The organism is Egibacter rhizosphaerae (assembly GCF_004322855.1).
GTDB classification, from domain to species: Bacteria; Actinomycetota; Nitriliruptoria; order Euzebyales; family Egibacteraceae; genus Egibacter; species Egibacter rhizosphaerae.
The window spans coordinates 1,445,001-1,467,246 of the sequence record NZ_CP036402.1; the positions used below are offsets into that span (position 1 = coordinate 1,445,001).

The 22,246-nt window shown below is 71.7% G+C and carries 18 protein-coding genes and 2 pseudogenes; 2 read left to right on the forward strand and 18 right to left on the reverse strand.

Annotated elements, in window-relative coordinates:
• Window positions 1–11 precede the first annotated feature (11 nt).
• Window positions 12–743 (forward strand): IspD/TarI family cytidylyltransferase, encoded by a 732-nt coding sequence (locus tag ER308_RS06695; protein WP_131154257.1) that lies wholly within the window; start codon window positions 12–14, stop codon window positions 741–743.
• A 12-nt stretch (window positions 744–755) separates the two neighbouring features.
• Here ER308_RS06695 and ER308_RS06700 read toward each other — a convergent pair whose 3' ends face one another.
• The 8 genes from ER308_RS06700 to ER308_RS06735 all read right to left on the reverse strand — a co-directional run bounded on the left by ER308_RS06700 (window position 756) and on the right by ER308_RS06735 (window position 9,124).
• Complete coding sequence (locus ER308_RS06700; protein WP_131154258.1) at window positions 756–1,124, reverse strand: hypothetical protein; 369 nt, start codon at window positions 1,122–1,124, stop codon at window positions 756–758.
• A gap of 7 nt (window positions 1,125–1,131) precedes the next feature.
• Window positions 1,132–2,175, reverse strand: a complete 1,044-nt coding sequence (locus ER308_RS06705; RefSeq protein WP_131154259.1) for a sugar-binding transcriptional regulator — start codon at window positions 2,173–2,175, stop codon at window positions 1,132–1,134.
• Window positions 2,176–2,219: 44 nt separating this feature from the next.
• Window positions 2,220–3,425, reverse strand: coding sequence for a PIN/TRAM domain-containing protein (locus ER308_RS06710; protein ID WP_131154260.1), 1,206 nt, complete (start codon window positions 3,423–3,425; stop codon window positions 2,220–2,222).
• A 35-nt stretch (window positions 3,426–3,460) separates the two neighbouring features.
• Window positions 3,461–3,943, reverse strand: a complete 483-nt coding sequence (locus tag ER308_RS06715) for a CarD family transcriptional regulator (RefSeq protein ID WP_131154261.1) — start codon at window positions 3,941–3,943, stop codon at window positions 3,461–3,463.
• 203 nt (window positions 3,944–4,146) lie between these two features.
• Window positions 4,147–5,214, reverse strand: coding sequence for a DNA integrity scanning diadenylate cyclase DisA (disA, locus tag ER308_RS06720; protein ID WP_131154262.1), 1,068 nt, complete (start codon window positions 5,212–5,214; stop codon window positions 4,147–4,149).
• Window positions 5,215–5,263: 49 nt separating this feature from the next.
• Window positions 5,264–6,652 (reverse strand): DNA repair protein RadA, encoded by a 1,389-nt coding sequence (gene radA / locus ER308_RS06725; RefSeq protein WP_131154263.1) that lies wholly within the window; start codon window positions 6,650–6,652, stop codon window positions 5,264–5,266.
• A gap of 73 nt (window positions 6,653–6,725) precedes the next feature.
• Window positions 6,726–8,120, reverse strand: coding sequence for a YihY/virulence factor BrkB family protein (locus ER308_RS06730; protein ID WP_165491872.1), 1,395 nt, complete (start codon window positions 8,118–8,120; stop codon window positions 6,726–6,728).
• A gap of 29 nt (window positions 8,121–8,149) precedes the next feature.
• Complete coding sequence (locus tag ER308_RS06735) at window positions 8,150–9,124, reverse strand: HhH-GPD family protein (RefSeq protein ID WP_131154265.1); 975 nt, start codon at window positions 9,122–9,124, stop codon at window positions 8,150–8,152.
• Window positions 9,125–9,213: 89 nt separating this feature from the next.
• Between ER308_RS06735 and ER308_RS06740 the strand changes: the two genes are divergently transcribed.
• The gene (locus ER308_RS06740; RefSeq protein ID WP_131154266.1) at window positions 9,214–9,942 is read left to right on the forward strand and encodes a pyrimidine reductase family protein; all 729 of its coding nucleotides are present in this window, start codon (window positions 9,214–9,216) and stop codon (window positions 9,940–9,942) included.
• Window positions 9,943–9,962: 20 nt separating this feature from the next.
• On the opposite strand, the gene ER308_RS06745 is transcribed toward ER308_RS06740, so the two are convergent.
• The 10 genes and pseudogenes from ER308_RS06745 to folB all read right to left on the reverse strand — a co-directional run bounded on the left by ER308_RS06745 (window position 9,963) and on the right by folB (window position 22,172).
• Window positions 9,963–10,454 (reverse strand): hypothetical protein, encoded by a 492-nt coding sequence (locus ER308_RS06745; protein ID WP_131154267.1) that lies wholly within the window; start codon window positions 10,452–10,454, stop codon window positions 9,963–9,965.
• A 165-nt stretch (window positions 10,455–10,619) separates the two neighbouring features.
• Window positions 10,620–11,294 (reverse strand): endonuclease NucS, encoded by a 675-nt coding sequence (gene nucS / locus ER308_RS06750; RefSeq protein ID WP_131154268.1) that lies wholly within the window; start codon window positions 11,292–11,294, stop codon window positions 10,620–10,622.
• 479 nt (window positions 11,295–11,773) lie between these two features.
• Window positions 11,774–13,792, reverse strand: a pseudogene (locus ER308_RS06755) (ATP-dependent Clp protease ATP-binding subunit); the annotation flags it as partial.
• A gap of 77 nt (window positions 13,793–13,869) precedes the next feature.
• Window positions 13,870–14,311: pseudogene (locus tag ER308_RS23360) on the reverse strand (Clp protease N-terminal domain-containing protein); the annotation flags it as partial.
• Window positions 14,312–14,534: 223 nt separating this feature from the next.
• The gene (gene lysS, locus ER308_RS06760) at window positions 14,535–16,076 is read right to left on the reverse strand and encodes a lysine--tRNA ligase (protein ID WP_131154270.1); all 1,542 of its coding nucleotides are present in this window, start codon (window positions 16,074–16,076) and stop codon (window positions 14,535–14,537) included.
• A 164-nt stretch (window positions 16,077–16,240) separates the two neighbouring features.
• The gene (locus ER308_RS06765) at window positions 16,241–19,636 is read right to left on the reverse strand and encodes a pyruvate carboxylase (protein WP_131154271.1); all 3,396 of its coding nucleotides are present in this window, start codon (window positions 19,634–19,636) and stop codon (window positions 16,241–16,243) included.
• 202 nt (window positions 19,637–19,838) lie between these two features.
• Window positions 19,839–20,615, reverse strand: coding sequence for a type III pantothenate kinase (locus ER308_RS06770; RefSeq protein ID WP_131154272.1), 777 nt, complete (start codon window positions 20,613–20,615; stop codon window positions 19,839–19,841).
• Window positions 20,616–20,617: 2 nt separating this feature from the next.
• Window positions 20,618–21,241 carry an LOG family protein gene (locus ER308_RS06775; protein WP_205745946.1) on the reverse strand — a complete coding sequence of 208 codons (624 nt, stop codon included), beginning with the start codon at window positions 21,239–21,241 and terminating at the stop codon, window positions 20,618–20,620.
• Window positions 21,238–21,798, reverse strand: a complete 561-nt coding sequence (gene folK / locus ER308_RS06780; protein WP_205745947.1) for a 2-amino-4-hydroxy-6-hydroxymethyldihydropteridine diphosphokinase — start codon at window positions 21,796–21,798, stop codon at window positions 21,238–21,240. Before folK ends, ER308_RS06775 begins: the two co-directional genes overlap by 4 nt.
• A complete protein-coding gene (gene folB, locus ER308_RS06785; protein ID WP_131154273.1) occupies window positions 21,795–22,172 on the reverse strand; it encodes a dihydroneopterin aldolase in 378 nt (125 codons plus the stop codon). The genes folK and folB overlap by 4 nt, the downstream gene beginning before the upstream one ends.
• Window positions 22,173–22,246 lie beyond the last annotated feature (74 nt).

Sequence of the window (22,246 nt, forward strand, 5' to 3'; positions counted from 1 at the left end):
GAACGCCGGCGATGACGGCCTGCGCGATCCTGCTCGCGGGAGGTGCCGGCACGAGGCTGCACCAGAGCGAGAACAAGGTCTATCTGCCGGTCGCGGACCGGCCGCTCGTCGCGTGGTCCTTGGACGCGTTCGAACGCTCGCCGCTGATCAACGAGATCGTGCTGGTCATCAGGGAGGAGGACCGGGGACGCATCGAGGAGGTGCTCGCAGGACACCCCACGAGTAAGGTCGGCACGATCGTCGAGGGGGGTGCGACGCGCCACGCCAGCGAGCACGCGGGGCTCGAGGCGGTCGCCCCGCGGATCGACACCGGCGAGATCGACCTCGTGCTCATCCACGACGGCGCGCGGCCCTTCGTCCGCCAACGGCTGCTGCGGCGCATCGTCGAGACCGCGCGAGCGGTCGGGGGCGCGGTCCCCGGCATGGAGCTCGACGCCCCGGTGCTCCTGCGGGCGGGCAGCGACCGCGACGGTGAGCAGGCGGTGTTGCCCACCGATGACCTCCGCCGGGTCCAGACGCCCCAGGCCTTCCGCGCGTCCGACCTCCTGCGGACGTACCGGGAGGCCGCGAAGGTGGGCTTCGCGGGGGTCGACACGTCGGAGTCCGTCGAACGCTTCAGTGACCTCGACGTCGAGGTCGTGCCGGGCGACCCGGACAACATCAAGGTGACGTTCGTGCAGGACCTCTTCGCGGTGGAGGAACTCGCCGTCCGGTGGCCGGGCGAGGACGACGGGCGGCACTGAGCGGCCCGCGGATCAGGCCCCCTCGACCTCGTCGAGCCCCACGCCGGACACGAAGTTGTCCGCCTTGACGTGACGCGCGAGCGGACCGCCCGGGGCGACGGGGTGCACGTCGACGGTCGGCACGTTCTTCATCGGGTAGATCCCCACGCGGGCCGTCCCGCCGCAGTCGATCACCGCACAGACCATGTCGTCGTACCGCACGTGGTGGTTGAAGGCATCGACGGCCTCGGCACCGGTGAGCTCCGCGATGCGCTGCGCCACCGGATGGACGCCGCCGCCGGTGATCGATGCCACGACGGTGCGCTGGGGCGTGGGCGTGACCGTCAGGGACCCACCCCAGCCGCCGACCCCGGCGCTGATCTTGACGGTGCGGTAGCTCATGGGGCCATCACGGGACCTCGTTCTGCAGGCGCAGTGCGGCCGCGGCCGCGGACTGGTCGCACACGAGCACGTCGATCAAACGTCCCCGCAGCGCTCCCCAGACGCCGCGCGCCTTCTCGTTCCCCGCGGCCACGCCGACGACGAGCGGGATCTGCCTGAGCTCGTCGAACTCCAGCGCGAGCACGCGATCGCGCAGCGGGCTGTCGAAGGGCTTGCCCTCGTCGTCGAAGAAGCGCGCGGCGATGTCCCCGGCGGGCTCGCGGCTCTCGAGCTCCGCGCGCTCGGCGGCCGTGAGATGCGCGCTCTCGACGATCTGCGCGCTGAACCCCTCGCCGAAACCCCCGATCCCCACGATCGCCAGGTCCGCCGAGCGCGCCTTGTCGAGCTCGCGGCTGATGTTCGTGTTCGCCCGCAGGTCCGCCACCATCTGCGGGCTGTCCAGGAGCGCGGGCGCGTGCAGATACGAGTAGCCCCCACCGAGCCGCGCGGCCAGGTCGCGCACGAGATCGTGGCCCGACAGACGCGGATCCAGCTGCAGGTCGCCACCGATCTGCACGACGCGAACTTCGCGAGCCCGATCGACGTGGACGTGCTGGGCCATCGCCTTGAGCGTCCGGCCCCACGACACCGCCAGCGTCTGCCCGTCGACGATGCGTTCTGCCAGCCAGCGTGCCGCGAGGTCCCCGGTGCGCGCCAGCACGTCGCCGCCCGCGTCCGCGGAGAGGACCAGGGCCTCGCGCAGGCCGAACGTCTCGACGAGCCGCTCCTCGAGGACGTGTTGACGGCCCAGTGGGTGACTCACGTGAAAGCGCACGATGCCCTGGTCCCGCGCCGAGGCAAGCATCCGCGACACGTTCGATCGGGTCGTCTCCAACGCCTCCGCGATCTCGCCCTGATTCAACCCGTCGAGGTAGTAGAGGCGGGCCGCCTCGGCAAGCTGTTCATCGGTTCTGCGCACCGCCATCGACCCGATTCTCACCAACGTGACAAGACCCAACGGATTTGAGGAAGTGTTGGAGGTGCGCACGGGCAGCGTCAAGGCCGCGTCCACGGGATCCTCGCCTTCGCCAGGCGCCCATCCGCGGTCGGGCAGGCTCAGGCGGTGTCGGCCGTGCGCAGGGGCTGCGCGTCGGTCAGGGCGGTGAACACCATCCGCCCGTGCGGGTTGGAGAGGATGCTCGTGACCTCGCAGGCGACCTCGTTGCCGATGCGGTCACGCGCCTGCTCGATCACGACCATGGTGCCGTCGGACAGGTATCCGACGCCCTGACCGGCCTCCTTGCCCGGCTTCGCCACCTTCACCGAGAGCACGTCACCCGGCAACACCGGCGGCCGCAGGGTCTCCGCGAGCGCGTTCAGGTTCAGGACCCGCACCCCCTGGACCTCGGCCACGCGCCCGAGGTTCGCGTCGACGGTGACGAGGGCGGCTCCCTGGTCACGCGCGAGCGCGACGAGCTTCGCATCGACGGCCTCGATCTCGGGATAGTCACGATCGACGACCTCGAGTGCGACACCCGAGGCGCGTTGGAGGCCCCCGAGCACGTCCAGCCCCCGCTGACCCCGCTCGCGTCGGTTGTCCTCGCCCGAGTCGGCGAGCCCCTGGAGTTCGTAGAGGACGAAGCGTGGCAGCAGCAACGCCCCGTCGAGGAACCCGGCCCGGCAGACGTCGAGCAGGCGCCCGTCGATGAGGGCGCTGGTGTCCACGACCTTCGCCGACCCGCCGCTGGAGGGCGTCGCGACCTGCAGACGCCCACTCGCGCCCACGAACCGCAACAGGTCTCCTCCGCGCGCCGAGCCGATCCGGATCCCGCCGGCCACGACCACGACACCGATCAGGACCGCGAGGGGGATCGTGAGCAGTCCGCTGCCGACCAACAGCAGCGGCCAGGTGAGGCCGGCGGCCACGAACAACCCCGCGAGCGCCCCCAGCAATCCGGCCAGCAGGTCGCCTGCGGCGACCTGGGAGAACCGCCGCTCGGCCGCGTCGATCCGTCCGAGCGCGAACCGTCCGAGTACACCACCGGCGACGTAGCCGACGGCGGCGCCGATCAGGACCGCCATGAGCTGACTGGCTTCCGAACCCCAGGGCAACGCGTCGTGGGGAACCGCAGCGGGCAACGCCTCGGTGATGGCCAGGCGGTAGGCAACCGCCACGCCCAGGACGACGACCGCGAGCCGGACGAGCTCGACGAGTGCGGTCCCGCCTCGCACGGGGGCGTTCCCCGAACGCGCGACGTGGGCCGGCGATGCTCCCGAGTGGGTGAGCGGCGGGCCGTGGGGGCCGTCGTGGTCGTCGCGCATCGCGGCTCCCGTGAACGGGAGCCGCGCGGGCTCCCTCAGTCGGTCAGAACGTCCTCGATGAGTTCTTCGGTGTCTTCCTCGGTCTGCTTGATAGCCGCAGACAGTTCTGACACGAGGATCTGCCGCGCCTTCGTCAACATCCGCTTCTCTCCGGCCGAGAGCCCCTTCTCCCGCTCCCGCAGGGCAAGGTTCCGCACGACCTCGGCCACCTGGAAGATGTCGCCGGACTTGAGCTTCTCGTAGTTGGCCTTGAAGCGACGCGACCAGTTGGTCGGCATCGTGAAGTCCCGCTCGCGGAGGACGTCCCACACCTTGTCGACCTCGGCCTTGGAGCACACGTCGCGGAGCCCGACCTCGTCGGTGGCATCGGCGGGCACCATCAACGTCAAATCGCCGTAGGTGAGCCGCAGAACGAGGTAGTCCTTGTCCTCACCCGCCAGGCTGCGTGTCTCGCGCTTCTCGATGACCGCCGCTCCATGGTGGGGGTAGACCACCGTGTCCCCGACCCGATAACTCATCAGCGCGTTCCCTCCGTGGACCGCCACAACGATGTCGGCGTATCGTGACTGAGCATGCAGGGTAGCAGAGAAAGGGCCTGAAGAAAAACCGAAACCGCAGGTCAGCGGCTTGTTGGGGGCCCCCGATCGGGGGATGCCCGAACACCGGAGCGGATCGGGACCTCCGACTGCGGTCGGGGGCGCCCCGGTCGAAGGTGGGGCGGCTACGAGTAGCGCTCGAGGAGGCTCGACTCGGCCAGCCGTGCGAGACCCTCCTTGACGGATCGAGCCCTGGCCTCGCCGATGCCCTCCACCTCGTCGAGTTCCTCGAGGCTCGCCTCCATGATCCGCGGCAGGGTGCCGAACCGGGTCACGAGCCCCTCGACGATGCCCCACGGCAGTCGCGGGATCCGCCACAACATCCGGTACCCCCGAGGGGAGAGCGGTTGCTCGAGGTCCCCGTTGTCCTCGCGGTAACCGAGTGCCTCCGCCAGCCGCCACAGGGTCAACAGCTCCTGCGCCGGGATACCGTCAAGGCGATCGAGAACGGAATCGACCTTCCGGCGGCGATCCGGCAGGTAGTCGCGCACGACGAGGGCCCGCTCCTGGTGCACGCCGTGCATGAGCTCCTCGAGCTGCAGTTGCAGCAGGCGACCGTCGCTGCCGAGCTCTGCGACGTGGGCCTCAATCTCGTCGGAGATCCGCCGCACCATCTCGGCGCGTTGCAGCACGGTCGCAACGTCGCGCAGGGTCGCGGCCCGCTCGATCTCGAGCGCCGACAGCTGGCTCGACACCTCGTCCAGCCGCGCCCGGTACCGCTCAAGGGTCGAGAGGGCCTGGTTCGCCCGGAACAGAACGGAGCTGATCTCCTCCAGGGTGTGCTTCATCCCCTCCACGTAGAGCGAGACGATCCGCATCGACTCGCTCACGCTGATCACGGGCTTGCCGGTCTGGCGAGCGACGCGCTCGGCGGTCCGGTGACGCGTACCGGTCTCGCGCGTCGGGATCTTGGGGTCCGGCACCAGGTGGACGTTGGCGAACATGATCCGCTCGAGCGGTTCGTCGAGCACGATCGCGCCGTCCATCTTCGCCACCTCGGACAGGCGCTGAGCAGTGAACTTCGCCGCGAGCTTGAACCCCCCGGAGATGAGCGGCCCCACCTCCTCCTCGTGACCAACGACGATGATGGCGCCCTTGCCGGCCTTGATGATGCGGTCGATGCCCTCGCGCAGAGGTGTGCCTGGTGCGACGCGCTGCAGGACGGCCAGCAGGCGCTCGTCTCGGGGGGCCACCGTCGCTCCTCGTCGCGTTCACGATGCGTCCCGCTCGGCCGCGCCCCGCTCAGGAGGGGGTCGGCGACGCCACGTCGCTGCGGCGTGGCGTCGTCACCGCCGCGATCGCGCGCCCGAGATCCGGCTCCTGAACCAGCGTGAGGCCGTGCGCGCCGCCATCATAAGCACTCGGCACCAGCGCCCTGCGGAAGCCGAGCCGTGCCGCCTCGGCGAGCCGACGCTCGGTTTGCGTGACCAGACGCAGCTCCCCTGCGAGGCCGACCTCGGCCAGGGCGACGAGGTCGCGGGGGACCGTGCCGCCGTGGCGGGCCGATGCGATGGCGAGGCACAGCGCCAGATCGACGGCCGGCTCGGCCAGCCGAAGCCCGCCGACGGTCGAGGCGTAGAGGTCGTGTTCGCGGAGGTTGACCTGCGCGCGCTCCTGGCAGACGGCGGCGAGCAACTGCACCCGCTGACCGTCGAGCCCGCTGGCGGCCCGGCGGGGGTTCGGAGCACCCGTGTGGGTGACGAGCGCCTGCACCTCGCTCGCGAGGGGGCGGTGGCCCTCGAGCGCGAGCGTGACGGCCACCCCGGCCGTGTCGTCGTGCGTGTCCCCGACGAACAGCCTGCCGGCGTCCACGACTCCGGTGAGCCCACTGCCGGTCATCTCGAAGCAGCCGACCTCGCCCACCGCGCCGAACCGGTTCTTCGTCGCACGCAGCAGACGCAGGGCATGGTGTCGATCGCCCTCGAGCTCGCAGACGGCGTCGACCAAGTGCTCCAGCACGCGAGGTCCCGCGAGCGCCCCCTCCTTGGTCACGTGACCCACCAGCACCGTTGCCATGGCGCGTTCCTTCGCCAGGCGCGTCAGGGCGGTGGCGCAATCACGGACCTGCCCGACCCCGCCCGGCACTCCGGTGGTCTCGGGGTCGCGCACGGTCTGGATCGAGTCGACGATCAGCACCCCGGGATCGTGCTGCTCGACGACGTGGGTCACCGCGGAGAGGTCCGCGTGCGTCGCCAGCAGCACCCCACCGTCGAGGACCCCGAGGCGCTCTGCGCGCAAGCGCACCTGACCGGCCGACTCCTCGGCGGAGACGTACAGCACCGTGGACCCGCTCCTCGCGATCGCATCGGCTGCCTGCAGCAGCAGCGTGGACTTGCCCGCTCCGGGCTCGCCACCGAGCAGCACGACGCTGCCCGGCACCAGGCCACCGCCGAGGACCCGGTCGAGCTCGTCGAGCCCGCTCGCCACCCTCCGGTCGGCGTGCGCGGCGACCTCGTGCAGCGGCGTCGCCCGGGCCGCGGGTCGCGCCGTGGGCGTCGAGCCGGCGGCGGCTGGGGTGACCGCCTCCTCCTCGACCGTGCCCCACTCGCCGCACGCGGGGCACCGTCCGACCCAGCGAGGCTCGACGTGATCACAGCTCGTGCAGCGTGCGCGGGTACGGGCCTTGGCCATCACGCTCCTCGTTGGTCGGGCCGCTCGAGGTTCGCTGCCGCGGGTCAGGGACCTTCGGCAGCTAACGGGGAGCCTAGTGATGCTGACGTCGTCGCGACTTGCGGCCTCCCCGCGTGCCCGACCCCCGCCCGCGTCGGCGGCCGGCGAGGGCGGCACCGAGGGCCCCGGCCGCGGTCAGGGCCACCCCGCCCACCACGGAGCGGACCGGGCTCGAGGTCCCGCGGTCCCCATCGACGTACGCCGCGCCGTCGGTGGGGCCGCTGGGTTCGGGGCCACCGAGGACGGCGCTCGAGGGTGCCGGCCGGGTCGTCGGCGACGCGGAACTGGCCGGGGGCGCCGAACTGGCCGGGGGCGCCGAACTGGCCGGGGGCGCCGAACTGGCCGGGGGCGCCGAACTCGCCGGGGGCGCCGAACTCGCCGGGGGCGCCGAACTCGCCGGTGTGGTCGCGGCGGCGGACCCCGCGAGGCTCGCGTGCGCGCTGCCCGCACCGTGCGAGGGTGCGCCGGCGGCGACTCCGGCCAACGAAGCCTGTTCGCGGGCCAGCTCGGCGTTGAGCTGCCCGCCCAGCAGAAGGACCATCATCGACAGCTGCAGCCACAGCAGCAGGACCAGCACGCCGCCGAGTCCGGCGACCGGCGCGTTGGCCGCCGGATCCGCGATCTGGGTGTAGACGTTGAACGCACCCGTGAGCACCAGCCAGCCCACGACACCGAAGACCGCGCCCGGGCTGACCCACCGCCATCGCGGGCGAGCGGCGCGGTCGGGACCGACCCAGTAGATGAACGCGAACAGCACGATCAGCACGACGACCACCGCCAGCTGACGCCCCAGGGTGAGCGTCGGGCCGAGGGTGTCCGCGACCTCGGCGGGGAAACCCTCGACCACCATCCGCTGCAGGGGCGCGCCCGCGACGAGCAGGACGACCATCGCAGCGAGCGCGATGAGCAACGCCAAGCAGAGGATGATCGCCGTGACCCGCTGGGCGACGAACCCGCGGAACTCGCTCACGCCGTACGTTCGCGACAGCGAGCGCATGAGCGTGGCGGCCGCGGAGGAGGCCGACCAGAGGCCGGCCACGATGCCGAACGCCAACGAGAGGCTCGCACCGCCGGTGCCCTCGACGATGCGCTCCAGCGGCTCGATCAGCTGGTTCTGGATGGTGGGGGGCAGGAACTCGAGCCGCTCGACGAGCTCGACGATCTCGTCGGGATCGGTGATGAGGCTGAACGCGCCGACGGCCGCGATCAAGGCGGGGAACAGCGACAGGAAGATCTTGAACGCGATCCCGGCGCTCAGGGTCGGCACGTCGTCGACCTTCATCGCGCTTTTCACGCGCAAGAGCACCGAGAGCAGGGACTCGCGGCCGAGACCACGCACGCGCGGAGGTGCCGAGACCGGCCCGTCGCCGCGGTCCAGCGGGTCGGGACGCTCGAGGGCTGTGGGCTCCTGGTTCGGGTCGGCGGCCATCTCGGCTCCTGCGGTGGGGTGAGGCGCGATCATCCCCCGCGCCCGGGCAAGCACAACCCTCCGTGCTCGTCCCGGACCGCGAGGCCGTCGCGAACGAGTCCGACGACGATGCGCTCGAGCCGCTCCGGGGCGTCCTCCAACCCTGCCGTGGCGGCCACCTCGGAGGCGTCGAGCGGGGCACGGCGCAACGCGTCCACGATCCGCCCACGGCAGTAGCGATCCGATCCGGCGAACGCGTCCTGGGGGCCGGCACGAACGCTGCTCGCCCGTGCCGGATCGGGGTCCGGCCACCCGGCGGCCCGCCACGCGCATTGCGTGGCGACCGGACAGCTCCCGCAGACCGGCCGACGCGCCGTGCAGTAGCGCGCCCCAAGGTCCATCAGGGCGTGGCTCCAGTCCGCGGGGCGGTCGACCGGGACCAGACCATCGGCGACGCGCTGGGCCTCGGCACGGCCGAGCCCCGCTCCCGCGACCGCGCGGGCCATGACGCGCGCGACGTTCGTGTCGACGGGGGCGCGCAGCTGCCCGTACGCGAAGGCCGCGACGGCACGGGCGGTGTAGGGCCCGACGCCCGGCAGGGCCTCCAACTCGTCGAGCTCCCTCGGCAGGTGCCCTCCGTGCCGCCACACCATCTCCTGGGCGGCGCGGTGCAGGTTCACGGCACGACGGTTGTAGCCGAGGCCCTGCCAGGCGTCGATGACCGCCGACACGGGTGCGGCCGCCATCGTCGCGGGATCCGGGAACCGCCCGAGGAACTCGGGGAACCGCGCGGCAACGCGAGCGGCCTGGGTCTGCTGGAGCATGAGCTCACTGACCAGGACCGCCCATGGCCGGCATCGGGCTCCCGGTCGGGACCGGGCGTCGGCAGTCTGACCGGAGCCATCCTCGGGAGGCTCGCGCCACGGCAGATCCCGTCCCTGCAGGTCGTACCAGGCCAGCAGCGCACGCTGGAGGCGGCCGAGCCGCGTGTCCTCGTGGGCGCGGTCGGTGTGCTCGTCGCTCATGCCAGCCGCAGAGTACCGGTCCCACGCTCGGCATCGTCCTCCACCGACGGCTTGGACCGTCCGATGGCCGGCCCCCTACGCTTGCGCGCATGCGCCGCCTGCTGCCCGAACCCGTCACCGAGATCGAACCGTACGACGCGTACCGGCCCGCCCACCCTCACGCGGCTCTGTTGCGGGTCAACATGGTCACGAGCCTGGACGGCCACGCGACGGACGCCGAGGGTGTGTCCGGGCTCCTCGGAGGGGACGGGGACTTCCGGGTCCTCGTCGCGCTCCGAGCACTCGCCGACGCGATCCTCGTCGGAGCGGGAACCGCTCGGGCCGAGGACTACGGCCCGCACCGGCTGCGACCGACCTTGGCCGAGCGGCGACGCGCCGACGGCCGCGACCACCCGGCACCCGTGGTGGTCCTCACGGCCTCCTGCGAACTCGACCCGGGGGCGAGGCTGTTCACCGCAGCGCGCACGTCGCCGATCGTCGTGACGTGCCGCGACGCCCCTCGGCAGCGTCGCCGCGCGCTCGAGCGCGTCGCCGAGGTCGTGGAGGCGGGAGAGGAGGCCGTCGATCTGCCGACCGCCCTACAGGCCCTGCGGGCGCGCGGCTACGCCCACGTGCTGTGCGAGGGGGGTCCCACGCTCAACGCGCAGCTGTTCGCCGCCCGACTGGTCGACGAGCTCTGCCTGACCCTCGCGCCACAGCTCGCCGGAGGGACGGGCCCTTCGATCGTCGACGGCTTGCAGCAGCGCGCGTCCCTGCGACTCGAGGGCCTGCTCGCGGAGGACGAGGAGCTGTTCGCACGCTACGCGGTCGCGCGCTGAGTCCGCGGGACGGCCACGAACTACCCGCCGGGTCCGGAGCGCGGCTCGCGTTCGGTCCGCAGGCGCACGAGGGTCACCGCGCTCGCCACGAGGAGCGCGACGGTGAGCGTGGTCAGGACCCCGCCGACCAGGTTGCGCCAGACGGCGAGCTGCTGGCTGGCCAGCACGAAACCCGTGAAGCCGGTGGCGACGACGAGCACGAGCAACATCGACTCCCGGGCGCTCGGCTGCAACCCGCGGGCGGCGACCAAGAGGAGCCCCCCGAACGCCAGACACCCGACCCCACCCAGCCGCACGATCGTGAGCGGGGCATAGCTGCTGGGCTCCTCACCGAGCACCGCCACCAGCTCGTCGATCCGCAATCCGGCGGCCTCGAGCACCGACCCGGGCCAGACCAAACCGATCAGGCCCATCACCAGCAGCACGCTTGCGTGCCCGGTCACCACGCCCCGGAACAGCCGGTCGGCTCCGCGCGGACGGGACCCGTTCCCCGGGACCGGCGGATCGGCCATCGTGGACTCCGCTCCTGGCGACCGCACACATCGCTGCCCGCGACCGACGGCGAGGGGTGGCGCGACGCACCGTTGCGTTCGGTGTCGTCCTCGACGGTAGCGTCCCCGCGCACCGGGGTCGATCGCGCGCACGGACGAGGCGGCCCGCCCGAAGGCGTCGGGCGCTCAGAACAGTCGCAACTCCCCACTGTCGATCCCGCGCAACAGATCGTAGTCGACCTCGATCCAGGCCAGGCCGCGATCCTCGGCGAGCGTGCGCGCCTGCGGTTTGATGCGCTGGGCGACGAGCACCCCGCGTACGGGGCGCAGGAGCGGATCGCGTTCCAACCGCTCGACGTAGCGAGCGAGCTGTTCGACGGCGGGCAGCTCGCCACGCCGCTTGATCTCGACCGCGACCGCGGCCCCGTCCGAAGCCCGACAGAGCAGGTCGACGGGCCCGATGTCGGTGGGATACTCGCGCCGCACCAGTTCGAGGCCGTCCTCGACGGCGTCCGGGTGATCGGCGAGCAGCTCCTGCAGGTGGGCCTCCACCCCGTCCTTCGACAGTCCGGGGTCCTCCCCGAGCGGCTCGGACCAGTCGTAGCGGATCTCCTCGATGGCGATCTCGAGCGTCTCGCCCTGCGGGTTCTCGACCCGCCAGCGCAGGACGTCGTCGTCGCCGTGCTCCTCGGTGAGCGTGTTCGGCGCGTTCATCCAGTTGAGGGGCTTGTACGCGCCGCCGTCCGCGTGGACGGCGACACAGCCGTCCGCCTTGACCATCACGAGCCGCACGGCCGGGGGCAACGTAGCGGTGAGGCGACCGGCGTAGGTGACCGAGCAACGAGCGATGAGCAGGCGCATGGTGCCTGCAGGCTACGCGCCTCGCGCTCCGCCCGCCCGTCGGCGGGGCGTGACCCGCCGGAGCGCGGGCGGGGCCCGCGACAAGAGAAAACCCCGGTGACACGGGTGGGGCCCGGCGCTCTTGGCGCACCGGGCCCGCGATCCGATCGGCTCCGGTCACGGGCTCAACCCGCGTGGAGCGTCCCCCGACTCTTGGCGTCGAGGGTGTACCCGTCGGAGCGTCTACAGATCGTGTCGACCGCGGGTCATGGGAACTTTACCGCAACATCCGGGATCGCACACCCGTCCGTGGACCGGGGGCGACTCACGGGGGCGATCCCGCACGATCCGAGCCCCCACGGGGCGGGCGTGCGGTCGGCAAGTGCATCGCGCAGTCCATCGCCCGGGCACGGTCGGCCAGTGCATCGCACGAGGCGCTGTTGGCGAGCACATCTGCGGCCCCGCCACAGGGCGGGGCCGCAGATGGTGCGAACGAGCGGCTAGCTGCCGTTGGTGCTGTTCTCCCCACCGGAGCTCGCGAGCTCCACCGGGGGGGACTCGGGCGGGGCATCGACCCCGCGGAAGGTCATCTCGTCGGCGTCGGTGTCGACGTCGGCGACCACCAGCTGCCCGGGGCCGAACTCCCCGTAGAGGATCTTCTCGCTGAGCTTGTCCTCGATCTCGCGCTGGATCGTCCGACGCAGCGGACGGGCACCGAGCTGCGGGTCGTAGCCCCTGTTCGCGAGCCAGGACTTCGCGTCCTCGGTCAGCTCGATGTCGAGGTCCTTCGACTTCAGTTGCTCCTTCACCCGACCCATCATGAGGTCGACGATGTCCTTCACCTGCTCGATGGTGAGCGGGTGGAAGACGATCGTGTCGTCGATCCGGTTGAGGAACTCGGGCCGGAAGTGCTGCTTGAGCTCCTCGTCGACCCGCTCCTTCATGCGCCGGTACTCGTCGGCCTCGCTCACCTGCGCCTGGAATCCCAGGGCCTGCTTGCCGAGGTCCCGGGTCCCCAGGTTCGAGGTCATGATGAGCACGGTGTTCTTGAAGTCCACCGTCTTGCCCTGGGCGTCGGTGAGGCGCCCGTCCTCGAGGATCTGCAGCAGCGAGTTGAAGACGTCCGGGTGGGCCTTCTCGACCTCGTCGAAGAGCACGACCGAGAAGGGCCGGCGGCGCACCGCCTCGGTGAGCTGACCGCCCTCGTCGTAGCCGACGTACCCGGGCGGCGACCCGATGAGGCGGCTCACCGTGTGCTTCTCCATGTACTCGCTCATGTCGAGGTGGATCAGCGCGTCCTCGTCACCGAACAGGAACTCGGCGAGGGTCTTGGCGAGCTCGGTCTTGCCCACGCCCGAGGGCCCGAGGAAGATGAACGAACCGGCCGGCCGCTTGGGATCCTTGAGGCCCGACCGCGTCCGACGGATCGACTTGGAGACGGCGCTGATCGACTCCTCCTGGCCGACGATGCGCTTGTGGAGCTCCGCCTCCATGCGCAACAGCTTCTGGGTCTCCTCCTCGGTGAGCTTGAACACCGGGATGCCGGTCCAGTTCGAGAGGACCTCGGCGACGTCCTCCTCGTCGAGGGTGAGCACGGTGTCCATCCCGTCGGACTTCCACTCGCGCTCCCGCTCGGACTTGCGCTCGAGGAGCTGCTTCTCCTCGTCGCGCAAGGAGGCGGCCTTCTCGAAGTCCTGATCGTCGATCGCCGACTCCTTGGCCTGGCGGACGCGCTGGGCGTCCTCCTCGAGGTCCTGCAGGTCCGGGGGCGCGGTGAGGCGTCGGATGCGGATGCGGCTACCGGCCTCGTCGATGAGGTCGATTGCCTTGTCCGGCAGGTAACGGTCGCTGATGTAGCGGTCCGCGAGGTTGCCGGCCGAGACGAGCGCCTCGTCGGTGATCGTGACGCGGTGGTGGGCCTCGTAGGAGTCGCGCAGCCCCTTGAGGATCTCAATCGTGTGCGCGATCGAGGGCTCCTCGACGGTGATCGGCTGGAAGCGGCGCTCGAGCGCGGCGTCCTTCTCGAGGTGCTTGCGGTACTCGTCGATCGTCGTCGCGCCGATCGTCTGCAGCTCGCCGCGCGCGAGCATCGGCTTCAGGATGCTCGCCGCGTCGATCGCGCCCTCGGCGGCGCCAGCCCCGACGAGCGTGTGCAGCTCGTCGATGAAGAGGATGATGTCCCCGCGGGTGGTGATCTCCTTGAGCACCTTCTTGAGGCGCTCCTCGAAGTCACCGCGGTACCGGCTGCCTGCCACCAGTGCACCGAGGTCGAGGGTGTAGAGCTGCTTGTCCTTGAGCGTCTCCGGCACGTCACCGGCAACGATCTTGGCCGCGAGCCCCTCGACGATCGCGGTCTTGCCGACGCCGGGCTCACCGATGAGCACGGGGTTGTTCTTGGTGCGGCGGCTGAGCACCTGCATGACCCGCTCGATCTCGCGGGTGCGGCCGACGACCGGGTCGAGCTTGCCGTCTCGGGCGTGCTGGGTGAGGTTGCGCCCGAACTGGTCGAGGACCGCCGAGCTCTTGCCCTCCTCGCTGCCGCCGGAGACGCCGGCCTTCTGGCCCTGGCCCGAACCCTGCTGGCCGGACTGCTCGCCCGACGCGTAACCGGACAGGAGTTGGATGACCTGCTGGCGGACGCGGTTCAGGTCGGCGCCGAGCTTCTGCAGGACCTGCGCGGCCACGCCCTCGCCCTCGCGGATGAGGCCGAGCAGGATGTGCTCGGTCCCGATGTAGTTGTGGCCGAGCTGCAGTGCCTCGCGCAGGCTGAGCTCGAGCACCTTCTTGGCGCGTGGCGTGAAGGGGATGTGACCGGCCGGTGCGGTCTGGCCCTGGCCGATGATCTCCTCGACCTGCTCGCGGACGCCCTCGAGGCTGATCCCGAGCGACTCGAGCGCCTTCGCTGCCACGCCCTCGCCCTCGTGGATGAGGCCGAGCAGGATGTGCTCGGTCCCGATGTAGTTGTGGTTGAGCATCCTCGCCTCTTCCTGGGCGAGGACCACCACGCGGCGGGCGCGATCGGTAAAGCGTTCGAACATCTGTGCCCCCTGCTCGGGTGCCCGGGTGCGGGTCCCGGCGTCGGTCGGGTGCCGGATGGCAAGCGTAGCATCAGCGAGCCCCGAACGACCTCGACGGGCCGACTCCCTGAGGGCCGGTCCCCCCGGGCGGCCCGGTCCGCGTCAGCGTACCCGTCGGCCACTCTCGCGCACGCCAAAGCATGCCCGCACACGCTCGATCCGATACCGGTGGCCGGTAGCGGGCCTACTCGCGCCGGGGTCGCAACGTGGGAAACAGCACGACGTCGCGGATCGTGTCGACCCCGGCGAGCAACATGACCAGTCGGTCGACCCCGACCCCGAGCCCGCCGGTGGGCGGCATGCCGAACTCCATCGCCTGCAGATAGTCCTCGTCGACCGCCATGGCCTCCTCGTCGCCCGCCGCCTTCAGAGCCGCCTGACCCTCGAAGCGGGCGCGCTGGTCGTCGGGGTCGGTGAGCTCGCTGAAGGCGTTGGCGTACTCGCGGCCGCCGATGATGAGCTCGAAGCGCTCCGTCACCCGCGGGTCGTCACGGTGCCGGCGCGCGAGCGGGCTCACCTCGACCGGGTAGTCGATCACGAACGTCGGTTCGACGAGGTGGGGCTCGACGAGGTGCTCGTAGAGCTCGAGGACGAGCTTGCCGGCGCCCCAGCGCTGTTCGTACGCGACGCCGTGGCGGTCGCAGACCGCGCGCACGTCGTCGACCGCGTCGTCGTAGTCCAACCCGGCGACGCCGGTGGCGTCCCGGACCAGCTCGAGCAGCGGCACACGCGGCCACTCGCCGGCGAGATCCTCCCCGCCCGGCGCCGTGGTGGTCCCGGTCGCCTCCGCAGCGGCGCGCTGGAGGAGCTCCTGGGTGAGCCGCATCATGTCGTGGTAGTCCGCGAACGCCTCGTAGGCCTCGAGCATGGTGAACTCGGGGTTGTGGCGTGGCGACAGCCCCTCGTTGCGGAACACGCGGCCGAGCTCGTAGACGCGGCCCATGCCTCCCGCGATCAGGCGCTTCAGGTACAGCTCCGGCGCGATGCGCAGGTAGAGCTCGAGGTCGAGCGCGTTGTGGTGGGTCACGAACGGCCGTGCCTCCGCCCCGCCGGGAATCCGGTTGAGGACCGGGGTCTCGACCTCGAGGTAACCGCGCGCGTCGAGGGACTCGCGCAGCGCGCGCACGACGGCGCTGCGGATCTCGAAGACCCGGCGGCTGTCCGCGTTGACCGCCAGGTCGACCCAGCGCCGGCGGTAGCGCTCCTCGGTGTCGGTGAGGCCGTGCCACTTGTCCGGGGGAGGCTGCAGGGCCTTGCCGACGAGCTGGACCCCCCGGGCCTGCACGCTCAGCTCGCCGCGCTTCGCCCGGACCACCTGCCCGTGAGCCACGAGCCAATCGCCGGTGTCGAGATCGTCGAGCGCTGCCATCCCCTCGGTGCCCAGCACGTCCTGCTGGCACATGACCTGCAGGTCGGTGCCGTCCTCGCGCAGGACGAGGAACGCGAGCTTGCCGTGGCCCCGGCGCAACACGAGTCGGCCGCCGACGTGCACGTCCTCACCCGACTCCTCGCCCGGCTCGAGCCGCCCGTCCCACGCCGCCTGCACGTCGGCGAGCCGGTCGCCGGGGCGCACCCCGACCGGATAGGGGTCCTCGCCGCGCGCCCGCAGCTTCTCGATCTTCGCGCGCCGCTCGGCGCGCAGCTCCTCGCTGCGGCTGCGCGCGTCGCCCGCCTCCGGGGTCGCGGCCTCGGTCCCGGCGTATGGATCGTTCTCGCTCGTGCTCATGAGGGGCCCGAGGCTACTGCGTGGCCGCCCGGCGCACCTGCCAGCGCGCATCCGGGCGGCCTCGTGCGCACATGTGCACCCCAGTCCGTCCGAGGGGAGGCGAGGCGCATCAACCGGGCGGGGCGAGGCTCACCACCGAGCACGATCCCGCCCCGGGCGGGGTCTCAGCCGTCGAGGTCGAGCTCGAGCACGAGGTCCCCCGGCTCGACGGCGGTGGCCGGGACGACGACCACGCGGTTCACGGTCCCGCTGGCGGGCGCCGAGATCTGCGACTCCATCTTCATCGCCTCGATCGTGGCCACCGCCGAGCCGGCCTGCACGCGGTCGCCCTCGGCGACGCTCGGCGTGACCACCCCCGTCAGCGGCGCGGCGACGTGCCCGGGCTGGTTCGGATCAGCCTTCTCGACCCGCGCGATCTCGCTCTCGACCGACTCGTCGCGCACGTCGATCGGGCGCGACTGCCCGTTCAGGGTCACGTGGACCGTGCGGAACCCGCGCTCGTCCGGCTCGCTCACGGCCTCGAGCTCGACGTAGAGGCGCACCCCTCGCTCGAGGTCGATCGCGATCTCGCGATCCTGGTCGAGGCCGTACAGGAACGGCTCGGTGGGCAGGACCGACAGGTCCCCCCACCGCTCGCGGGCCTCCTCGTACTGCTGTGCGGGGCCGGGAAACAGCAGGTGGTTCAGCTTCGCGCGACGCTCGGCGCCGGGCGTCTCGAGCCCGGCACGATCGGCGTCGGCCAGGGTCGTGCGGACGGGGGCCTCCCCGCGTGCGGCCAGGACCTTCGTGCGGAACGGCTCCGGCCACCCGCCCGGAGGGGTCCCCAGCTCGCCGCGCAGGAAGCCGATGACGCTGTCCGGCAGGTCGTGCCCGCTCGGGTCGGCGGCGAGCTCGTAAGGGTCGAGGCCGGTGGACACGCACTGCAGTGCGAGGTCGCCGACGACCTTCGACGTCGGCGTCACCTTGATGATGTTGCCGAGCACGTCGTTGCAGGCGGCGTAGGCCTCCTCGACCTCCTCGAAGCGGCCCGCGAGACCGACCGCATTGGCCTGCGCCCGCAGGTTCGACAGTTGCCCGCCGGGGATCTCGTGGCGGTACACCGTCCCGGTGGGATAGGCCAGGCCGGCCTCGAACGGCCGGTAGAGCTGGCGCACCGCGTGCCAGTACGGCTCCAGGTCGCCGAGCGCGTCGAGGCTCACGCCGCTGGCTCGCTCGGTGCGATCGGTCGCGGCGACGATCGCGGCGAGGTTCGGCTGGCTGGTCATCCCGGACAGCGGTGCCTGCGCCCCATCGAGCGCGTCGACGCCGGCCTCCAGCGCGGCCACGTAGGTCCCGAGCTGTCCCCCGGCGGTGTCGTGGGTGTGCAGGTGCACGGGCTGCTCGAAGCGTTCGCGCAGCGCGGTCACCAACGTCCGCGCGGCCGGTGGTCGCAACAGCCCCGCCATGTCCTTGATGCACAGGATGTGCGCGCCGGCCTCGACGAGGCCCTCCGCCACGCGGAGGTAGTGGTCGAGCGTGTAGGTGTGCTCCCCGGGATCGTGGAGGTCGCTCGTGTAGCAGAGCGCGCCCTCGGCGAGGGCGCCCGCCTCGCGGACCGCGGTGATCGCGGTCCGCATCTGCTCGAGATCGTTGAGCGCGTCGAAGACCCGGAAGATGTCGATCCCCGCGTCGGTCGCCTCGGCGACGAACGCGTGCACGACCTCGTCCGGGTACCCGGTGTAGCCGAGCAGGTTCCGGCCGCGCAGCAGCATCTGCAGGCAGATGTTGGGCACGGCCTCGCGCAGGCGGGACAACCGGCTCCACGGGTCCTCGTACAGGAAGCGCAGCGCGACGTCGTAGGTCGCCCCGCCCCACGCCTCGAGGCTGAGCAACTGCGGCAGCCGTCGAGCCAGGTGCGGCGCGGCCGCGACCATGTCGAAGGTGCGCATGCGGGTGGCGAACAGCGACTGGTGCGCGTCCCGCAGCGTCGTGTCGGTCAGCGCGATGGGCTCCTGGGCTCGCAACTCGGCCGCGAAGGCGTCGGGCCCGAGCTCCTCGAGGCGCTGGCGGCTGCCCGCGGGCGGGTCCTCCGAACCACGCAGGTTCGGCACCTTCGAGCCCGGGTCGATCAAGTCGCCGGGCTCGCCGTGGGGTCGGTTGACCGTCCGGTCGGCGACGAACTCGAGCATCCGCTGCGCGCGGTTCTCACCGGCCGAGACCCGGGTGAGGTGCGGGCGCTCGTCGATGAAGCTCGTGGACACGCGGCCGGCGAGGAAGTCGGGGTCGGCCAGCACCGCCTGCAGGAACGGCGTGTTCGTGCGCACCCCGCGGATGCGGAACTCGGCCAGCGCGCGCCGGGCGCGCCGAGCGGCTTGGGACAGGTCGAGGCCCCGGGCGGTCAGCTTGACCAGCATCGAATCGAAGTGCGGGCTCACCACGCTGCCCACGAAGGCGCTGCCCGCGTCCAGCCGGATGCCCGCGCCGCCCGGTGAGCGGTACGCGCTGATGCGCCCGGTGTCGGGCCGGAAGTCGTTCCGCGGGTCCTCGGTCGTGATCCGGCACTGGATGGCGGTGCCGCGCACGCGGACGTCGTCCTGACGCAGCCCGAGGTCCTTCAGCGTCGCGCCGTCGGCGATGCGCAGCTGTGACTGGACCAGGTCGATGTCGGTGACCTCCTCGGTCACGGTGTGCTCGACCTGGATCCGGGGGTTGCACTCGATGAACACGTGCCGGCCCGTGTCGGGGTCGAGCAGGAACTCGACGGTGCCGGCGTTGCGGTAGTCCACGGCCCGGCCGAAACGAACCGCGTCGGCGCAGATCTGCTCGCGCACCTCGGGGTCGAGGTCGGGCGCGGGCGCCAACTCCACGACCTTCTGATGACGCCGTTGCACCGAGCAATCGCGCTCGTAGAGGTGGAGCACCTCACCCGCGCTGCCCGCCAGGATCTGCACCTCGATGTGGCGGGGCCGGGTGACCGCCTGCTCCAGGAAGACCGTCGGGTCGCCGAACGCCCCCTCGGCCTCGCGGATCGCGGTCTCGACCGCCCGGGGCAGGTCCTCGGGTCGTTCGACGCGCCGCAGACCCCGGCCGCCGCCACCGGCAGCGGCCTTGACGAACACGGGGAAACCGAGTTCCTCCGCCGCAGCCGGGGCGTCGGAGGGGTCCTCCATCAGGGAGGACGCCCGCAGGACGGGGATGCCCGCGTCCGCGGCGGCCCCGCGGGCGCGGACCTTGTCGCCGGTGAGGCCGAGCACCTCGGCGGGCGGGCCGACGAACGTGATGCCGGCCCGGGCGCAGGCCGCCGCGAAGTCGGTCGACTCGGACAGGAAGCCGTACCCGGGGTAGATCGCGTCCGCGCCGACCTCGCGAGCGGTGGCGATGAGCTCGTCGCCGTCGAGGTAGGCCCGCACAGGGTGGCCCGGCTCCCCGATCTGGTAGGCCTCGTCGGCCTTCAGCCGATGCAGCGAGTCGCGGTCCTCGAGCGTGTAGACCGCGACGGTCCGCATCCCCAGCTCGGTGGCCGCTCGGAACGCGCGGATCGCGATCTCTCCGCGGTTGGCGACCAACACCTTCTCGACCATGTGCGTCCTTTGGCGGGAGCCCCGGTGTGTGGGCGGCCCATCGCTGGCCGTGCCCGACGGAGCCTAGATGGCTCGTGACCGGGTGACCAGCGAGCCACGGACCCGAGCACGCCTTACGACCGGACGTGTCCCGTTCCGTGCGGCGAGGGCCCCGATCGTCTCGGGGGCGCCAGTGCGCCTCGCGGGGGGCGGTTCGGCGGATCTACGTGTTGTGCTCCCACACCAGACGCAGACCCTTGAGGGTGAGCCAAGGGTCGTGGTGGTGGATGCTGCGGCAGGCGGCGACGACAGCCTGGGCCAGCCCCCCGGTCGCGACGACGACCGGCCCTCGGCCGGCGTGCCCGAGCTCGGCCACGAGTTCCTCGACGATCCGGTCGACCTGGCCGGCGAACCCGTAGACCGCCCCCGACTGCATGGCTTCGACGGTGTTGCGACCGACCGCCTGCTCCGGGGTGGTGAGCCCGACGGTGCGCAGCTGGGCGCCGCGCGCCGACAGCGCGTCCATGGACGACTGCACACCGGGGGCGATCGCGCCGCCGACGAACTCGCCGCCCTCCCCGTAGACGTCGAAGCTCGTGGCCGTCCCGAAGTCCACGACGATGCCCGGACCGCCGTACTCGTGGTGCGCAGCCAGGGCGTTCACGACCCGGTCGGCCCCGACCTCGTCGGGATTGTCCATCTTGATCGGGATGCCGATCCGGGTTCCCGGCTCCACCACGACCGGACGGAACGGGAAGTAGCGATCGGCCATCGCTCGGAGCTCGCCGGTCACCGTGGGCACGACCGACGAGATGACGAGGCCGTGCACGTTGCGGCGGAAGGACAGGTCGGCGAACCGCAGCAGCCCCCCGAAGAGCATCGCCCACTCGTCGCTGGTGCGCTGCGCCTCGGTCGACAGCCGCCAATGGTGCGGCAACCGGTCCGCATCGAACACGCCGATGACCGTCTGCGAGTTGCCGACGTCCACGGCGAGCAGCATGGCTAGGCCTCCAGGCCCGGCGCACGGGCGTGTGCCGGGCCGTTGTCGAGCCACTTGCCGCTGACGGTGGCCGGCTCCGCGGTCCGCAAGCGGTCGAGCAGCGTGTCGGGGTCGTCCGCAACGACGATGCGTTCGCGGTCCTCCCGACGCAGCAACCGCTCGCTGACCATCCCGTCCAGGAACCCGAGCAACGGCTGCCAGAAGCCCCCGGGGTCGAGCAGCGCGACCGGTTTGGCGTGAAGGCCCAGCTGGCTCCAGGTCCACACCTCGAAGAGCTCCTCGAGCGTGCCGAGACCCCCCGGCAATGCCGCGAACGCGTCCGCGAGCTCGCTCATTTGTGCCTTGCGCTCGTGCATCGACGTGACCACCCGCAGCTCGCTCAACCCTTCGTGCGCGACCTCCCAGTCCACGAGGTTGCGTGGCATCACCCCCACCACCTCCCCGTCGTGGGCGCGCACGCTGTCGGCCAACTCGCCCATCAGCCCCACCCTGGCCCCGCCGTAGACGAGCCGGACACGTTCGCGCGCGAGGGTCGCGCCGAGGGCCCAGGCGGCGTCGCGATACGCGGGGTTCGTCCCGGGGCTCGACGCGGTGAACACACACACGCTCGAGATTCGGTCGGTCACGCGCGCGCTCCTCCGTTTCTGGACGTGGGTAGCTCGACCTCGAGTTGCGACACCTCTACCCCCGCGGCGGCTCCCAACGCGTCGCGCACCTCCGCGACCGTCCGACCGTCCGGCAGGGGGTGATCGGGCGCGAGCTCGCAGAGCGGCACGAGCACGAATGCGCGCTCGTGCAGCCGCGGGTGCGGGATCTGCAGGCGGCGGGTCTGCACGGCCCGCTGATCGTAGAGCAGGATGTCCACGTCGATCGTACGCGGACCCCACCGGACCGTCCGAACCCGCCCGAGGGCCTGCTCGACCGCCTGACTGGCGGTCAGCAGCCGTTGTGGGCTCGCGCGGGTCGCGACGCGGACGACGAGATTCAGGAACTCGTCGCCGACGTGCTCGCCCCCCACCGGCTCGGTCTCGTACGCACTCGAGAGCTTGACGACGCGCAGACCCGGCCGCGAGTGCAGAAGGTCCACGGCGTCCTGTAGATGCGCCAAACGGTCCCCGAGGTTGCTCCCGAGGCCGAGGAAGGCCGTGGCCTCCCGGCGACGCGGCGGCAGCACCGCGCTCACGAGGCCGACTCCCGCGAACGGGTGACCGACACCGCGACCTCCCCCACGTCCGCCGGCACGGGAGCATGCGGTTTCGCGACCCGCACGCTCGCCTCCTCGACGCGGGGCTCGTCGAGCGCCAGACCCGCCACGTGCTCGGCCAGCGCCTCGATCAGGTCGAAGCGGGTGTCGGTGATCGCCGCCCGCACACGATCGGCCAGCGCACCGTAGTCGACGGTGTCGCGCAAGGCGTCGCTGGCGCCCGCGCCCCGGAGGTCCACCGACAGCGTCACGTCGACGACGAACGGTTGGCCCCGCGTATGCTCCTCGGGCTGCACCCCGTGACGGCCGTACGCGCGCAGACCGACCAACTCGATCCGGTCACCCGCACCCACCTGGGGCCTCCCTGTCGGCTACACGCGTGCGGGGACCCGTGTCACCGCACGCCGCCTGCCGTGTCGTCGTGATC

Bases quoted from the DNA above. Each gene is read 5' to 3' on its own strand.
- ER308_RS06695 (WP_131154257.1), top strand. From the start codon at position 12: ATGACGGCCTGCGCGATCCTGCTCGCGGGAGGTGCCGGCACGAGGCTG.
- ER308_RS06700 (WP_131154258.1), bottom strand. From the start codon at position 1,124: ATGAGCTACCGCACCGTCAAGATCAGCGCCGGGGTCGGCGGCTGGGGT.
- ER308_RS06710 (WP_131154260.1), bottom strand. From the start codon at position 3,425: ATGCGCGACGACCACGACGGCCCCCACGGCCCGCCGCTCACCCACTCG.
- ER308_RS06715 (WP_131154261.1), bottom strand. From the start codon at position 3,943: ATGAGTTATCGGGTCGGGGACACGGTGGTCTACCCCCACCATGGAGCG.
- radA (WP_131154263.1), bottom strand. From the start codon at position 6,652: ATGGCCAAGGCCCGTACCCGCGCACGCTGCACGAGCTGTGATCACGTC.
- ER308_RS06730 (WP_165491872.1), bottom strand. From the start codon at position 8,120: ATGGCCGCCGACCCGAACCAGGAGCCCACAGCCCTCGAGCGTCCCGAC.
- ER308_RS06735 (WP_131154265.1), bottom strand. From the start codon at position 9,124: ATGAGCGACGAGCACACCGACCGCGCCCACGAGGACACGCGGCTCGGC.
- ER308_RS06740 (WP_131154266.1), top strand. From the start codon at position 9,214: ATGCGCCGCCTGCTGCCCGAACCCGTCACCGAGATCGAACCGTACGAC.
- ER308_RS06745 (WP_131154267.1), bottom strand. From the start codon at position 10,454: ATGGCCGATCCGCCGGTCCCGGGGAACGGGTCCCGTCCGCGCGGAGCC.
- nucS (WP_131154268.1), bottom strand. From the start codon at position 11,294: ATGCGCCTGCTCATCGCTCGTTGCTCGGTCACCTACGCCGGTCGCCTC.
- lysS (WP_131154270.1), bottom strand. From the start codon at position 16,076: ATGAGCACGAGCGAGAACGATCCATACGCCGGGACCGAGGCCGCGACC.
- ER308_RS06765 (WP_131154271.1), bottom strand. From the start codon at position 19,636: ATGGTCGAGAAGGTGTTGGTCGCCAACCGCGGAGAGATCGCGATCCGC.
- ER308_RS06770 (WP_131154272.1), bottom strand. From the start codon at position 20,615: ATGCTGCTCGCCGTGGACGTCGGCAACTCGCAGACGGTCATCGGCGTG.